The 15,840-nt window shown below is 36.4% G+C and carries 17 protein-coding genes; all 17 read left to right on the top strand.

The window, feature by feature from the left end:
• Positions 1–8: 8 nt before the first annotated feature.
• Positions 9–2,078, top strand: coding sequence for a chemotaxis protein CheA (locus DCE79_RS04485; RefSeq protein ID WP_108711921.1), 2,070 nt, complete (start codon positions 9–11; stop codon positions 2,076–2,078).
• A gap of 21 nt (positions 2,079–2,099) precedes the next feature.
• Positions 2,100–2,546, top strand: a complete 447-nt coding sequence (locus DCE79_RS04490) for a chemotaxis protein CheW (protein ID WP_108711922.1) — start codon at positions 2,100–2,102, stop codon at positions 2,544–2,546.
• Between the two features lie 57 nt (positions 2,547–2,603).
• Positions 2,604–3,245 carry a chemotaxis protein CheC gene (locus DCE79_RS04495; RefSeq protein WP_108711923.1) on the top strand — a complete coding sequence of 214 codons (642 nt, stop codon included), beginning with the start codon at positions 2,604–2,606 and terminating at the stop codon, positions 3,243–3,245.
• Positions 3,242–3,745 carry a chemotaxis protein CheD gene (locus tag DCE79_RS04500; protein ID WP_108711924.1) on the top strand — a complete coding sequence of 168 codons (504 nt, stop codon included), beginning with the start codon at positions 3,242–3,244 and terminating at the stop codon, positions 3,743–3,745. The genes DCE79_RS04495 and DCE79_RS04500 overlap by 4 nt, the downstream gene beginning before the upstream one ends.
• The gene (locus tag DCE79_RS04505; RefSeq protein ID WP_108714421.1) at positions 3,745–4,119 is read left to right on the top strand and encodes a DUF456 domain-containing protein; all 375 of its coding nucleotides are present in this window, start codon (positions 3,745–3,747) and stop codon (positions 4,117–4,119) included. The genes DCE79_RS04500 and DCE79_RS04505 overlap by 1 nt, the downstream gene beginning before the upstream one ends.
• A gap of 145 nt (positions 4,120–4,264) precedes the next feature.
• Complete coding sequence (locus DCE79_RS04510) at positions 4,265–5,035, top strand: FliA/WhiG family RNA polymerase sigma factor (protein ID WP_108711925.1); 771 nt, start codon at positions 4,265–4,267, stop codon at positions 5,033–5,035.
• A gap of 12 nt (positions 5,036–5,047) precedes the next feature.
• Positions 5,048–5,359 carry an RNA polymerase subunit sigma gene (locus DCE79_RS04515; protein WP_108711926.1) on the top strand — a complete coding sequence of 104 codons (312 nt, stop codon included), beginning with the start codon at positions 5,048–5,050 and terminating at the stop codon, positions 5,357–5,359.
• Between the two features lie 8 nt (positions 5,360–5,367).
• A complete protein-coding gene (locus tag DCE79_RS04520) occupies positions 5,368–5,970 on the top strand; it encodes a hypothetical protein (RefSeq protein ID WP_234417333.1) in 603 nt (200 codons plus the stop codon).
• Positions 5,971–6,130: 160 nt separating this feature from the next.
• Positions 6,131–6,847, top strand: a complete 717-nt coding sequence (gene rpsB / locus DCE79_RS04525) for a 30S ribosomal protein S2 (RefSeq protein ID WP_108711927.1) — start codon at positions 6,131–6,133, stop codon at positions 6,845–6,847.
• A 156-nt stretch (positions 6,848–7,003) separates the two neighbouring features.
• Complete coding sequence (gene tsf, locus DCE79_RS04530) at positions 7,004–7,888, top strand: translation elongation factor Ts (RefSeq protein WP_108711928.1); 885 nt, start codon at positions 7,004–7,006, stop codon at positions 7,886–7,888.
• Positions 7,889–8,088: 200 nt separating this feature from the next.
• Positions 8,089–8,814 carry a UMP kinase gene (gene pyrH, locus DCE79_RS04535; RefSeq protein ID WP_108711929.1) on the top strand — a complete coding sequence of 242 codons (726 nt, stop codon included), beginning with the start codon at positions 8,089–8,091 and terminating at the stop codon, positions 8,812–8,814.
• The gene (gene frr, locus DCE79_RS04540; protein WP_108711930.1) at positions 8,814–9,371 is read left to right on the top strand and encodes a ribosome recycling factor; all 558 of its coding nucleotides are present in this window, start codon (positions 8,814–8,816) and stop codon (positions 9,369–9,371) included. Before pyrH ends, frr begins: the two co-directional genes overlap by 1 nt.
• A gap of 374 nt (positions 9,372–9,745) precedes the next feature.
• Positions 9,746–10,540: an undecaprenyl pyrophosphate synthase gene (locus tag DCE79_RS04545; RefSeq protein WP_108711931.1), complete on the top strand. Its 795-nt coding sequence runs from the start codon at positions 9,746–9,748 to the stop codon at positions 10,538–10,540.
• Positions 10,537–11,337, top strand: a complete 801-nt coding sequence (locus DCE79_RS04550) for a phosphatidate cytidylyltransferase (protein ID WP_108711932.1) — start codon at positions 10,537–10,539, stop codon at positions 11,335–11,337. Before DCE79_RS04545 ends, DCE79_RS04550 begins: the two co-directional genes overlap by 4 nt.
• A gap of 104 nt (positions 11,338–11,441) precedes the next feature.
• A complete protein-coding gene (gene dxr, locus DCE79_RS04555) occupies positions 11,442–12,587 on the top strand; it encodes a 1-deoxy-D-xylulose-5-phosphate reductoisomerase (RefSeq protein ID WP_108711933.1) in 1,146 nt (381 codons plus the stop codon).
• 60 nt (positions 12,588–12,647) lie between these two features.
• Positions 12,648–13,904, top strand: coding sequence for an RIP metalloprotease RseP (rseP, locus tag DCE79_RS04560; protein WP_108711934.1), 1,257 nt, complete (start codon positions 12,648–12,650; stop codon positions 13,902–13,904).
• 214 nt (positions 13,905–14,118) lie between these two features.
• Entirely contained in the window at positions 14,119–15,828 is a 1,710-nt protein-coding gene (locus tag DCE79_RS04565) for a proline--tRNA ligase (RefSeq protein ID WP_108711935.1), read from the top strand.
• Positions 15,829–15,840 lie beyond the last annotated feature (12 nt).

The following is a 15,840-nucleotide window of genomic DNA, read 5'->3' on the forward strand; positions in this document are numbered from 1 at the left end:
CCTTCTAAATGGAATTAAATCAATATTTAGAAATGTTCATTGAAGAAAGTAAAGAACATTTACAAGCATGTAGTGAACACTTATTAGAATTAGAAAAAAATCCTGAAGATTTAACGATTGTTGGTGAAATTTTCCGATCTGCACATACACTTAAAGGTATGTCTGCAACGATGGGGTTTGAAGATTTAGCGGATTTAACACATAAGATGGAAAACGTGTTAGATGCGATTCGTAACGAAAAAATTAAAGTTACAGCAGAAATTTTTGATGTTGTATTTGAATCAGTTGATCACTTAGAAGCAATGGTATATGACATTGCAGACGGCGGAGACGGAAAACGTAACGTACAGTCAACAGTTGAACAACTAAAACGCATTGAGTCTGGAGAAACAACCCCAGCTAAACAAGTTGTTACATTAGCAACACAAGAAACGGTGGCTACTACTGCTGAACAAGTTGATTTTAAATTAATGTATGATGATTTTGAAAAAACAGTTTTACTACAGTCATCTGAACAAGAATTTAATGCGTATGAAATTTCAATTACTTTACGTGATGATTGCTTATTAAAAGCAGCACGAGTATATATGGTATTTGAAATCTTAGAGAAAAATGGGGATGTTATTAAATCTTCACCAACAGTTGATAAGTTAGAAGAAGAACAATTTGATAATGAATTCCATGTTGCTTATATTTCTAAAGAATGCGCAGAAGATTTACAAAAAATGCTAATGAAAGTTTCAGAAGTTGATTTAGTAGTAGTAAATGAAATTAATCAAGATGTATTTTTAGCTGCTTCAGGTGTTAAACAAGAACAAGAAGTACCACAAACAACTGCAACAGTTTCAAATGAGGCAACGCCAGTACAAACACCAAAAGCTGCATCAACTAGCAATGGAAACGGTAACGGTAAAGCGAATCATGCAACAAGTAAAACAATTCGTGTAAATATTGAACGTCTTGATATTTTAATGAACTTATTTGAAGAACTTGCAATTGACCGTGGACGCTTACTTTCGATTGCAGCAGACATAAAACATGGAGAGCTAGATGATACAGTTGAACGTATGAGCCGCACGATGGGTGAATTACAAAACATTGTATTAACAATGCGAATGGTTCCAGTTGAAACAGTATTCAACCGCTTCCCGAAAATGGTACGTCAATTATCTCGTGATTTAAATAAGCAGATTACGCTTAATATTGTCGGTGCGGAAACAGAACTTGATCGTACAGTTATCGACGAAATCGGTGATCCACTTGTTCACTTAATTCGTAACTCAGTTGACCATGGTATCGAAAGCCCTGAAGTGCGTCGTACAAAAGGGAAGCCTGAAGAAGGTACTGTTGAGCTTCGTGCATACCACAGTGGAAACTATGTATTTATCGAAATTGAAGATGATGGTGCGGGCATTAACCGTGATAAAGTACTTGCAAAAGCTCTTTCAAAAGGTGTTGTAACGCAAGAACAATCATTAACAATGACAGATAAACAAATCAACGAACTGATTTTAGCATCTGGTTTCTCAACTGCAGATGTCATTTCGGACGTATCAGGCCGTGGTGTAGGTTTAGATGTTGTTAAAACAACAATTGAATCATTAGGTGGGAATATTTCAATTGAATCTACACAAGATGTGGGTTCTGTATTCTCCATTCAATTACCATTAACATTATCGATTATTTCTGTCATGTTAGTTGAAATTGAAAGTGAAATTTATGCGATTCCACTATCATCAATTATTGAAACATCGATTATCCGTAATTCAGATATTTTAAATGCTCATAATCAAAAAGTAATTGATTTCCGTGGCAAAGTTGTTCCACTTGTATTCCTAGAAGAAATCTTTGAAGTGCCACGTCAAGAGAAAAATGACGATGGATTCTATTCAGTAGTCATCGTTCGTAAAGGCGATAAACTAGCAGGCTTAGTTGTTGACTCATTTATTGGTCAGCAAGAAATTGTATTGAAATCTTTAGGTAATTATTTAACAAATATTTTCGCTATTTCAGGTGCAACAATTTTAGGCAACGGTAAAGTGGCGTTAATTGTAGACTGTAACGCACTGTTGAAGTAAATAGGATAAGAGGTGTAAATTATGACGAACGCTTTAGAGCAAAAAAATCTGAAAGTTATCGTATTCCAATTAGCAGATAAAGAATATGCAATTCCAGTTTCGCACGTAAAGGGTATTGAAAAATTAATGCATATTACACGTGTACCAAAAACAGTACGTTATGTAAAAGGAGTAATCAATTTACGTGGTGTTGTAACGCCTGTAATTGACTTACGTGAACGATTCAATTTACCGATTTCAGGTAATGAAGATACAACGCGTATCATTATTATTGCGCTTGAAACAATGGAAGTTGGATTTGTCGTAGATTCAGCAAATGATGTATTAGATATTGATGCGGATTCAATTGAGCAACAACCAGAAGTAGTAGGTTCTTTAGAAGAGGAATTTATTGCAGGTGTGGCGAAATTGGAAAACCGTTTATTAATTTTACTTCACTTAGATAAAGTGTTGAATCCACTAGATTAACAATAATTTTCTAGGCAAGTGCGTCTTGCCTAGAATCTATTAAAGTAGGGATCACAAATGAACTTTAGTGACAATATCACTTCGCTCCATTTAGATGTCTTAAAGGAAATCGGTAACATTGGGGCTGCACATGCTGCAACGGCATTATCAGATTTATTACAAAAGAAAATTGATATGCGCGTACCAAATGTTGAAATGGTTTCATTTAATGACATGATGGAACTAGCTGGTGGTTCAGAAAATGTTGTAGTCGGAATATTTTTACGCATTGAAGGTGACACGGAGGGTAGTATGTTTTTCGTATTACCAGTGGAACAAGCCAATCGTTTTATTCGACGTTTAATTCGTGATGAATCATTTGATTTCTATTCACCAGATACTGTTTCTGAATTAGGTTTATCAGCAATGCAGGAAATGGGAAATATTTTATCGGGATCGTATTTATCTGCGTTATCGGATTTTACAGGTCTTAAAATTTTTCCAACTGTACCAGGCTTGAGTGTTGATATGTTTGGGGCAATCATTAGCATTGGTTTAATCGAATTATCACAAGTGAGTGATACTGTAATTGTAATTAATACATCCATTTATGAAGACGCCATTTCTGACAATGAAGAAGTACGAGGCCATTTCTTTTTACTACCAGATCCAGATTCGTTTGAAGCTATTTTTAAAGCATTAGGAGTACCAACTACATGATACTCTCTAATCTAAATGAAGTAGTTAAAGTAGGGATTGCTCAAATGGATGTAGTAAGGGTGCCGAAAACAATCCGTACTTCAGGATTGGGATCGTGTGTAGGTGTTGTCATTTATGATGAATCGAAAAAGATTGCTGGTATGGTCCATGTGATGTTGCCAGATTCAAGTTTAGGTAGAACAGAAATGGTGAATGTTGCAAAATTTGCAGATACAGGTGTTAGTTCACTTGTTGATTTATTGAAACGTGAAGGCGCTCAAAGCTTTAAACTAAAGGCAAAAATCGCTGGTGGTGCACAAATGTTCCAATTTACGTCACATAAGGATTCAATGCGTATCGGACCAAGAAATGTGGAAGCTGTAAAAGCACAATTAAAAAAATTAAGTATTCCAATTGTTGCGGAAGATACAGGTGGAAATAGTGGTCGTACCATTGAATTTAATCCGGATACAAATATGTTGAATATCCGAACAGTTAATCAAGGAGTGAGTGAAATTTGATGAATGGTTCAATTTTTTATAACTTTTGGGCAGCATTGTTTTCATTCGCTGTATACTTTATTTGGGCAATTCAAGACCCATATGCAATGCCATGGCCAACAATTGGGATAGCGTTAGTATTCGCTGCTGTAGGTTATGTTGCAATGTATGTTATTCGATATTTCATGGGGTATGTATTTTATACACCGGAAGCATTTGTGTATTCTGAAATAGAAGATGAACAAATCAATATGGAAGCAATGAGTGAAAATCAAAATCAGTTTGTGCCACAAAATGAACGTTCAACTGTTGAATTTGAAGAGGATAATACGGAAGAAATTGCAAAAGTAGTTCGTACGATGTTACACGGACAAGACGAAGCGGTTTCTAGATAAAAGAGTCGTATCTTTCGACTCTTTTTTTTTATGAAAAAAAGATATGTATATGTTGTGTCTCATTCTTCAGTCACATGTATATTTGTGGTCTTTTTGGTATAATGAATAATAATTATGCTTACATTTCGAAGAGAGGTGGATACGAGTGACTGAACAAGGACAATTAGATGAACAATCACTATGGAATCGTTGGATAAATGAAAAAGATCCAGATGCAGGTGATATATTAATAAAAAAATATAAGCCACTCGTTTCGTATCATGTTCAGCGTATTGCCGTTGGATTACCTAAAAATGTTTCACGAGACGATTTAGTTAGTCTTGGGATGATGGGATTATTTGATGCGCTAAATAAATTTGATATTAATCGAGATTTGAAATTTGATACATACGCATCGTTTCGTGTCCGTGGTGCGATTATTGATGGACTAAGAAAAGAAGATTGGTTGCCACGTTCTGCACGAGAGAAGGCGAAAAAGCTCGATGCTCAAATTGAAAGTCTAGAACAAAAGTTAATGCGCCATGCCACGCCTGAAGAATTAGCAGAACATATGAATTTACCAGTTGAAGAGATTTACCAAACATTTCATGAGCATTTCTTTTCAAATGTACTATCAATTAACGAACAATTGGATCAAGAAGACAGTGAAGGTAAAGCTTTTGTGATTCGTGATGATCAAACGAAAACACCAGAACAACACATGGTACATTCCGAGCTTTTAGGAGATTTAGCAGAAAATATTCAAAAACTTAATGAAAAAGAACAGCTTGTCATTAGTTTATTTTATACAGAAGAAATGACGCTGACAGAAATCGGTGAGATGTTGGAATTATCAACTTCACGAATTTCACAAATTCATTCAAAGGCGTTATTTAAATTACGTAAATTATTATCTTCTGAAATGATTAATGCGTAAGGAGAGATTTATGTGAGTTTAAAGGGAGTAGAATTACAAATAGCAATCCCGAAAACATTTGATGCTGGAAAAATTGCGGATCAGCATCAACAAAATACGATCAATCAACAATTACATGCGAATGAAGCATTAAAGCGTGAAATTGAACGAAAGCAATTTGCTGTGAACGAGTCAGAAGAATTGAATGCGATTAGTGAGGATGAGGACGAAAAGCGTTCAGGCTCCGACCACGATTCAGACCAAAAACAGAAGAAAAATAAGCAACAGCTAGAACAAAAAGCACAACATCCTTTTAAAGGGAATTTTTTCGATTTTAGCGGCTAGGAGAAATAATGATAACAGCATTAATAATTACTTTATTTCTAATTCAACTTATTATGATATTTATTATCGTAATCTTAAATAGCAAAATTTCGAAGTTTAAGGATTTAGAACTTCGTCAAAATCAACTCATTGAAGAAATGGACAATACAATTAGTGTTTATTTATTAGAAATGAAAGAAGAAAATGATCGCTTAATTGATGAATTAAAAAAATCAAATGTATCGGTTCCTAAAACCTCACGCTATGAAGCATTACCTATTGAAAAATTGGCTGATTCTGTGAATGAAAATAGTCAACCTATGTCATTTTCTGAACCAGTTAATGTTGAGGAATCTCAAGAAGTCGAAACACCTCATGTCTATGTACCAGTGAAGCATGCTGCAAGTGCATATACGAAACAAAAAGCGCATGTGGCTATGGATCAAGAGATGGAAGAAGTACAAGCGGAACTTTTATCGATTAAAGAAAATCCACAACCCGTGAAAAAAGAGCAAACATACGAGCAACAAGTAGTAGCTCTTTATAAAGAAGGAAACAGCATTGAGGAGATTGCAAAGCTCATGCAACGTGGTAAAACTGAAATAGAATTACTCATTAAGTTTCATGCGTAAAGTAGTTGCACTTGCCACTTGAGTATGCTATATTAACAACTGGTGTTAAACCAAATCACACGTATTCTGATGTAGTAAGTGGTGCTCACATGCTGTGGGTAGCTTGTTGCAGGTGAGGAATACGGAGGAAAAAAACCAAACATATTAGGAGGAAACACTCATGTCAGTAATTTCAATGAAACAATTACTTGAAGCTGGTGTACATTTCGGTCACCAAACTCGCCGTTGGAACCCAAAAATGAAGAAATATATCTTCGTTGAACGTAACGGTATCTATATTATCGATTTACAAAAAACGGTTAAAAAATTAGAAGAAGCATACGATTTCATGCGTCAAGTTGGTCAAGACGGTGGTAAAGTTTTATTCGTTGGTACGAAAAAACAAGCACAAGAAGCGATCAAAGATGAAGCAGAACGTTCAGGTAACTACTACATCAACCAACGTTGGTTAGGTGGTACGTTAACTAACTTCGGTACGATTCAAAAACGTGTTAAACGTATGAAAGATATCGAAAAAATGGAAGAAGATGGCACTTTCGCTGTACTTCCTAAAAAAGAAGTTATCCAACTTAAAAAAGAACACGAACGTTTAGTGAAATTCTTAGGCGGTATCCGCGATATGAAAGGCATTCCGGACGTAATGTTCGTAGTAGACCCTCGTAAAGAGCGTATCGCTGTTGCAGAAGCAATCAAATTAAACATCCCTCTAGTTGGTATCGTAGACACTAACTGTGATCCAGATGAAATTGATTACGTAATCCCTGCAAATGATGATGCTATCCGTGCTGTTAAATTATTAACTGCTAAAATGGCTGACGCTTTATTAGAAGCTAAACAAGGTGAAGAAGAAGCTCCAGTAGCAGAGTCTGCTGAGTAATTCACATCTAGAAAAGGTGATAAGTGGATAATACCCTTATCACCTTTTTTTGAGAAAACTTTAATGAAATCAATGAATCGTTGAAAAATCGTTCAAATTCACTTAAAGTATGTAGAGTAAAAGTAAATTTAATATATATCTTAGGAGGAAACTCACATGGCAAACATTTCTGCACAATTAGTAAAAGAATTACGTGAAAAAACTGGCGCAGGTATGATGGACTGTAAAAAAGCGTTAGTACAAACTGAAGGTAATTTAGAAGCTGCTATCGATTTCTTACGTGAAAAAGGTTTAGCTGCTGCTAACAAAAAATCAGACCGTATCGCTGCTGAAGGTACAACTTACATTTTAGAAAACGGTAACGAAGCAATCCTTTTAGAAGTAAACGCTGAAACAGATTTCGTTGCAAAAAATGACAAATTCGTAGTATTAGTTGAAGAATTAGCTGCACACCTTTTAGCTACTAAACCAGAATCAGTAGAAGCTGCTTTAGAAACTACAATTGGTGATGTTAAAGTTGCTGATTACATCTCAACTGCAATCGCGACAATTGGAGAAAAAATCTCATTACGTCGTTTTGAAATTAAAACAAAAACAGATGCAGATGCATTTGGTGCTTACTTACACATGGGCGGCCGTATTGGTGTATTAGTAGTTCTTGAAGGTTCTACTGATGCTGCAGCTGCTAAAGATGTAGCTATGCACATCGCTGCTATTAACCCAACTTACGTTTCTCGTGATGAAGTTTCTGCAGAAGCAGTAGAACACGAACGCAAAGTATTAACTGAGCAAGCGTTAAATGAAGGTAAACCTGAAAATATCGTAGCGAAAATGGTAGAAGGTCGTCTTGGTAAATTCTTCGAAGACGTTTGTCTATTAGACCAAACTTTCGTTAAAAACTCTGACCAAAAAGTACGCACTTTCGTAGAATCAACTGGCGGTAAAGTAACTGGCTTCGCACGTTACGCTGTTGGTGAAGGTATCGAAAAACGTGAAGATAACTTCGCTGAAGAAGTTATGAGTCAAGTAAAAGGTAACTAATTAAATTATCACTTAAATTATAAATTTGAGTAAAAAGAGTAGGGAGCACCATTTGCGTGTTCCCTATTTTTACAGAACGGTACTTTCTTTGAAATTCATTTTAAAGAAAGTGCGTTATAATGGGTGTGAGTGGAATAGTGTACATATGGAAATTGATGTATAGTATTTCCTTTTAAATAAATGAGTAACGGAGGTTTACTATGAGTGTGTCACAATACAAACGAGTAGTAATTAAACTAAGTGGTGAAGCATTAGCAGGAGATTTAGGCTTTGGCTTTTCACCTGAAATGATCAAATCAATCGCAGGTGAAATTAAAGACGTAATCGATTTAGGCGTAGAAGTCGCTTTAGTAGTTGGTGGCGGTAATATTTGGCGTGGTAAAATTGGTGCTGAAATGGGAATGGAACGTGCCAATGCGGACTATATGGGGATGTTAGGTACAGTTATGAATGCACTAGCGCTTCAAGATTCACTTGAAAATCTAGGTGTTCCAACACGTGTTCAATCATCAATCGTGATGACACAAGTGGCAGAACCTTATATTCGCCGTAAAGCAGTTCGTCATTTAGAAAAATCGCGTGTTGTGATCTTTGCAGCAGGAACAGGTAATCCTTACTTCTCAACAGATACAACAGCAGCATTACGCGCAGCAGAAATTAATGCCGATGCAATTTTAATGGCAAAAAACAATGTTGACGGTGTTTATTCTGCAGACCCTAAACTAGATGCAACAGCTGTTAAGTACGACACACTTACGTACTTAGACGTTATTCAACAAGGTTTACAAGTAATGGATTCAACGGCTTCAACATTATGTATGGATAATGATATTAAGCTAGTTGTGTTCAATTTATCAGAAGCTGGTAACATTAAACGTGCCGTTATGGGCGAAAAAATTGGAACAGTTGTTAGGAGAGATGCATAATGACGAAACAAGTATTAGATCATGCTCAAGAAAAAATGACAAAATCAATTGGTGCGTTCTCACGTGAATTAGCATCAATTCGTGCGGGAGTTGCTAATGCATCATTATTAGACCGTATTCAAGTAGACTACTATGGTGCACCAACACCAATTAACCAACTTGGTGGTGTAGCAGTACCAGAAGCACGCCTTTTAGTAATTACACCTTACGATAAATCAGTTTTAGGTGAAATTGAAAAAGCAATTATGCGTTCTGATATCGGTATTACACCAACAAATGATGGTAATGTAATCCGTTTAGCAATTCCTGCTTTAACAGAAGAGCGTCGTAAAGACTTAGTAAAACAAGTGAAAAAAGAAGCAGAAGAAGCAAAAGTTGCAATCCGTAACGTGCGTCGTGATGCTAACGATGATCTAAAAAAATCAGAGAAAAATGGTGAAATCACAGAAGACGAATTACGCGGCTTTGGTGAAGACATCCAAAAAATTACTGATAGCTCAATCGTAAAAATAGATGAGTTAGTAAAAGAAAAAGAAAAAGAAATTTTAACAGTATAATTTCTTGAATACAGATTGTTTTCGCGCTATCAATAAAAAATAGCGCGAAATCTTTTTCTACTTGTAAGCGAACTTTAAATGGATTCAGACGTCCTGCTAGTAAGGACGTTTTTTTTAGTGAATAAGAAAGTATAGCTTTTCGAGGGAATTCAAATAAGAAATGACATCAATTCGCGCTATTTTGGCGGTAACTATGTTTTTTAATTAAATATAAATAAAACTACTTTCTAAACAAAGTACATATATATTAGTAACAAATTATTCTAAACACGTTGTCTATCAAGAAGTTCATGAATTAATCAAGGACAGGACTACCCTTTTTTGATATGATGAATTAGAAAATAGTCCGATTTGTGCAGTTGGGGGAATTAACTATGTTTAAAAAACTTTTAAAAAGAAAAACAAATAAAGAGCAACAAACAGTTAACGAAAGTGTGGACTTAGTTAAAGGTGAAGAAATCCCTACCCATATTGCAATAATCATGGACGGGAACGGTCGTTGGGCGAAAAAACGTTCTATGCCTCGTGTAGCAGGACATCACGAAGGTATGAAAACGATACGTAAAATTACGCGTTGTGCAGATGATTTAGGGGTAAAGGTATTAACGCTTTATGCATTTTCTACAGAAAATTGGAAGCGTCCTAAAGCAGAAGTTGAATTTTTAATGCGTTTGCCAGAGCAATTTTTAAATTCATTTTTACCGGAGCTAATGGAGCGTAATATTAAAATTGAAATGATTGGTTTAATGGAAACATTACCAGAGTATACGCAAAGAGCTTTGAAACATGCGATGGAAAAAACGAAGGAAAATACGGGGTTAATTTTAAATTTTGCCATGAATTACGGTGGACGTGCGGAAATTGTGATGGCAATGCAGCAACTAATGAAAGAAGTTGAAGCTGGGAAATTAGCAATTGATGAAATTAATGAGCAACATCTTTCACAGTATGTGATGACGGCTCACTTACCTGAACCCGATTTGTTAATTCGAACAAGCGGGGAAGTACGTATTAGTAATTTCATGTTGTGGCAGCTCGCATATACGGAGTTTTGGTTCACAGATACGCATTGGCCAGATTTTGATGAAGTTTGTTTAAAAGAGGCGATTAGCGTGTATCAAAATCGTAACCGTCGTTATGGTGGGTTGAAAGGGGAAGAAACAAAGTGAAGCAACGCATTATTACTGGAGTAATAGCTGCGGCGTTATTTATTCCATTTGTTATATACGGAGGCGCTCCATTTGCAGTGGTTATTTCAGTATTAGCTATTATTGGTTTTTATGAAATACTTAAAATGAAGGGCCTTTCGATTTTTTCAGTGCCAGGTATTTTGGGTACGCTAGCGCTACTTATCTTAGTTATTCCAGATGAATGGTCGGCGAAAATGTTAGAGCTATTTCAATATGAATCGAAATTAATGATTGTTTACGGCATTGCTGCATTATTATTAATTTATATTGTACTTGTAAAAAATAAAATGACGTTTGATGAGGTCGGCTTTATTTTATTAAGTGCATTTTATGTGGGGCTAGGTTTCCACTATTTCATTGAAACACGCTTTATCGGTGTTGAGTTTGTTATCTTTGTGTTATTAGTTGTTTGGACGACGGACTCAGGGGCCTATTTTGTTGGACGTAAATTCGGGAAACATAAGCTATGGCCAGAAATTTCACCTAAAAAGACGGTGGAAGGATTTGTCGGTGGGATTGTCATTGCCGTACTATTTGCCATTGCTATGCAACTCATTTATCCGTTTGCACAGGGTTGGGTACAACTAATTCTTGTGACGATTGTTGCATCGATTGTTGGCCAAATGGGTGATTTAGTTGAGTCAGCGATCAAGCGTCATTATGGCGTAAAAGATTCAGGTAATATTTTGCCTGGACATGGTGGGATTTTAGACCGCTTTGACAGTTTATTATTTGTTGTCCCATTACTGCATTTTTTACATTTCTTTGGTGGATGATAAAAGCTATTTTTTCATGAAATTCACTTAAGAAAAGACACCATTTTACTCGATTCAGTGTGAAATGTGTTTTTTAATGTAAATAAAAGAGGGGAAGTATTGTTGTGAAGAAAATTAGTTTATTAGGTGCGACTGGGTCTATTGGGTGGCAAACATTTGATATTTTACTTGCACACCCAGAAGAGTTTCGTTTAGTGGCATTTTCAGCAGGGCAAAATATTGAAAAATCGCGCGAAATTATTGAAAAGTTACAGCCTGAATTAGTATCGATGCAAACAGAAGAAGCGGCACGTGTTTTACAAAAAGACTATCCGCATATTTCTTTTACATATGGCGCAAAAGGATTAGTGGACGTTGCAACACATCCAGATTCGAAGGTATTAATTAATGCAGTACTCGGTAGTGTTGGGTTAGAGTCAACATTAGCCGCAATTCGCATGGGCAAAACAATTGCCATTGCCAATAAAGAAACATTAGTAACGGCTGGTCACCTAGTAATGGCCGAAGCAAAAAAATATAACGCACCGATTTTACCAGTTGATAGTGAACATTCAGCAATTTTCCAATCGATGAATGGGGAAAATAAAAAGCGAATTGAACGCATTATTTTAACAGCTTCTGGTGGATCTTTCCGTGATAAAACGCGTGATGAATTACAGGGTGTGACGGTTAAAGATGCATTGAATCACCCGAACTGGTCGATGGGGGCTAAAATTACAATTGACTCAGCAACGATGATGAATAAAGGGCTAGAAGTAATCGAGGCACATGTCTTATTTGATATGCCGTATGACAATATCGATGTATTATTACATCGTGAAAGCATTATTCACTCAATGGTTGAATACGAAGATACAGGTGTCATCGCACAGCTTGGTACACCAGATATGCGCGTTCCGATTCAATATGCACTTAGCTATCCAGATCGTTTGCCACTTAAAAATGGGCAACGTTTAAATTTAGCACAAATTGGACAACTTCATTTTAAAGAAGTCGATTTCGATCGTTTCCGTGCACTGAAGTTTGCATATGATGCAGGACGTATGGGTGGTACAATCTTGACGGCAATGAATGCTGCAAATGAAGCGGCCGTTGCACTTTTCTTACAAGAAAAAATAACATTTTTACAAATTGAAGAATGTATTGAACGCATTATGAATAGTCATAACAATATCTTGGTACCAGATTTGCAAACGATTTTACATGTAGATGGCGAAACGAGAAAAACCGTTGCGAGCATGGTAAAATAGTGAAATATAAGAGATAGTGAGTAATCTTTGCTTTGTTTACTCATGTGAAGGTGGGAGATTATGCAAACAGTTATTGCCTTTATCGCAATCTTTGGCTCACTTGTATTTTTCCATGAGCTAGGTCACTTTATCTTTGCAAAACGTGCGGGCATTATGGTACGTGAATTTGCAATTGGGATGGGGCCAAAAATTTTTGGTATGACGAAAGGTGAAACAATTTATACGTTACGTCTTTTACCAATCGGTGGTTACGTTCGTATGGCTGGTGAGGATGCTGATTCAGTAGAGTTACAGCCCGGTTACCGCGTAGCACTTGTAACAAATGAAGAGAATATTGTTGAAAAAATTGTGCTAAATCAAAAAGCACAATATCAAAATGTGATTTTTTTAGAAGTTGAACGTGCAGATTTAGAGCGTGACCTTTGGATTGAAGGATATGACGAAGAAGAAAAACTCGTTCGTTATAATGTGTCACGTACAGCGACAATTGTTGAAAATGGGACGGAACAATTAATCGCACCACTGGACCGTCAATTTAACTCGAAATCAGTTGGCGCACGTGCGATGGCGATTTTCGCAGGTCCATTATTTAACTTTATTTTAGCTTTCTTCATTTTCTTGATTATCGGGTTAGTGCAAGGGGTTCCTTCAAATGATCCAATTATTTCGAAAGTGCAGGAAGATTCACCAGCAAGTTCAGCTGGTTTACAAGATGGCGATAAAATCGTGAAAATCGATGGCGTTTCTATCAAGAACTGGGAAGATTTATCGATTAAAATTCAAGATAACCCAGCAAAACCAATTGACTTTGAAGTAGAGCGTGATGGTGCGTTAACGACAGTTGAAGTAACACCTAATAGCGTTGAACAAAATGATGGTACCAAATATGGTCAAATCGGTGTTATGCGTCCAATAGAATCGAACCCGTTAAAAGCGGTTGCCTACGGTGCCAAGGAAACATATAACGGGACTGTATTGATTGGTAAACTTGTAGGTAAGTTAGTAACTGGTCAGTTCTCAATTGATGCACTTTCGGGTCCAGTTGGGATTTATAAAGCGACTGAAACCGTTGTAACATTTGGTTTATATAATGTTTTATACTGGGCAGCGATGTTAAGTATTAACTTGGGAATTATGAACTTACTCCCATTACCAGCACTTGATGGTGGACGCTTGCTGTTCTTCTTATTTGAAGCATTGCGCGGAAAACCAATTGATCGTCAAAAAGAAGGAATGGTTCATTTCGTTGGAATTGTGTTGCTCATGATCTTAATGGTCGTAGTAACATGGAATGATATTCAACGATTCTTCTTCTAAATTGAATCATGTTTTAATATGACAGCTTTGAGCGTTTTGTATGAATAATACTAGCGTTCAAAGCTAAATTTGTTTAGTATAGTAAGAGTAGAAATTCAATTTCATGGGTTCGAAAGGAAGGGCTATGTGTAAAAACAAAGCCGAATCCAGATGCAATTGTGCAAAGGCACAATTGGTTATATATGATTCTTAAAATAAAAAGGTGGCACTACTTATGAAACAAAGCAAAACATTCATCCCTACTTTAAGGGAAAATCCAGCTGATGCGGATGTAAAATCACATCGTTTATTATTACGTGCAGGTTTTATTCGTCAAAATGCAGCAGGTATTTATTCATACTTACCATTAGCTCGTAAAGTATTAGCAAAAATTGAGCAAGTAGTTCGTGAAGAGATGGAAGCGATTAATTCTATCGAGTTATTAATGCCAGCACTACAAGCAGCTGAACTATGGCAAGAATCTGGCCGTTGGGAAGCATATGGTCCAGAATTAATGCGTTTAAAAGACCGTAACGATCGTGATTTCGCATTAGGTGCTACACACGAGGAAGTTATTACAACATTAGTTCGTGATGAAATTAAATCATATAAAAAATTACCGTTAACATTATTCCAAATTCAAAATAAATTCCGTGATGAAAAACGTCCTCGTTTCGGATTATTACGTGGTCGCGAATTTATCATGAAAGATGCGTATTCATTCCATGCATCTCGTGAATCTTTAGATGCGACTTATGATGATATGTACCGTGCATATTCAAATATTTTCTCGCGTCTTGGTTTAAACTACCGCGCAGTTATCGCGGATGCGGGTTCAATTGGTGGTAAAGGTACACATGAATTCATGGTGTTATCTGAAATCGGTGAAGATACAATTGCTTACTCGGATACATCAGATTACGCAGCAAACATTGAAATGGCTGAGGTTGTTACAGAATATACGCCATCAGACGCACCAATGAAAGACGTTGAAAAAGTAGCAACACCTGATCAAAAAACTATTGAAGAAGTATCAGCATTCTTAAATGTAGAAGCTTCTAACATTATCAAAACATTAGTATTCGATATCGATGATGAGTTAATCGTTGTATTAGCACGCGGAGATCACGAAATTAACGATATTAAATTAAAAAATGCTTTAGGTGCTACTTCAGTAGAGCTTGCTGAGGATGCAGCAATTAAAGAATTATTAGGTTGTACACCTGGTTCAATCGGTCCTGTAAAATTACCAGTGAACGTGAAAGTTATTGCGGATAAAGCAATTAAATCAATTCATAATGGTGTAGCTGGTGCAAACGAAGATGGATTCCACTTATTAAATGTGAATCCAGAACGTGATTTTGCAATTAGCTCATACGAGGATATTCGATTCGTTCAAGAGGGAGACCCATCTCCAGACGGACAAGGTATCATCAAATTTGCTGAAGGTATCGAAGTTGGGCATATCTTCAAATTAGGTACAACTTACTCAGCGAAAATGAATGCGACATATTTAGATGAGCAAGGGAAAGCACAACCGTTCATCATGGGTTGCTACGGTATTGGGGTTTCTCGTTTACTTGCAGCCGTTGCAGAACATTTCCAAGATGACAATGGTTTTGTATGGCCATCACAACTTGCACCATATGATTTACACTTAGTACCAGTTAATACAAAAGACGAAACACAAGTTCAATTAGCAGATGAGCTTTACGGTGTATTAAAATCGTACCGCTACGATGTGTTATATGATGACCGTGCAGAACGTGCGGGAGTTAAATTCGCTGATGCTGATTTAATTGGTTTGCCAGTTCGTATTACAGTTGGTAAAAAGGCTTCTGAAGGACTAGTAGAAGTGAAGTTCCGTTCAACTGGTGAAACAGCTGAATGGGCGAAAGAGGAAGTTGTAGATCGTTTAAACGAATACTTCCGTCAAAACAATTAGTTTTTCTATAGA

This window comes from Lysinibacillus sp. 2017, assembly GCF_003073375.1.
GTDB lineage: Bacteria > Bacillota > Bacilli > Bacillales_A > Planococcaceae > Solibacillus.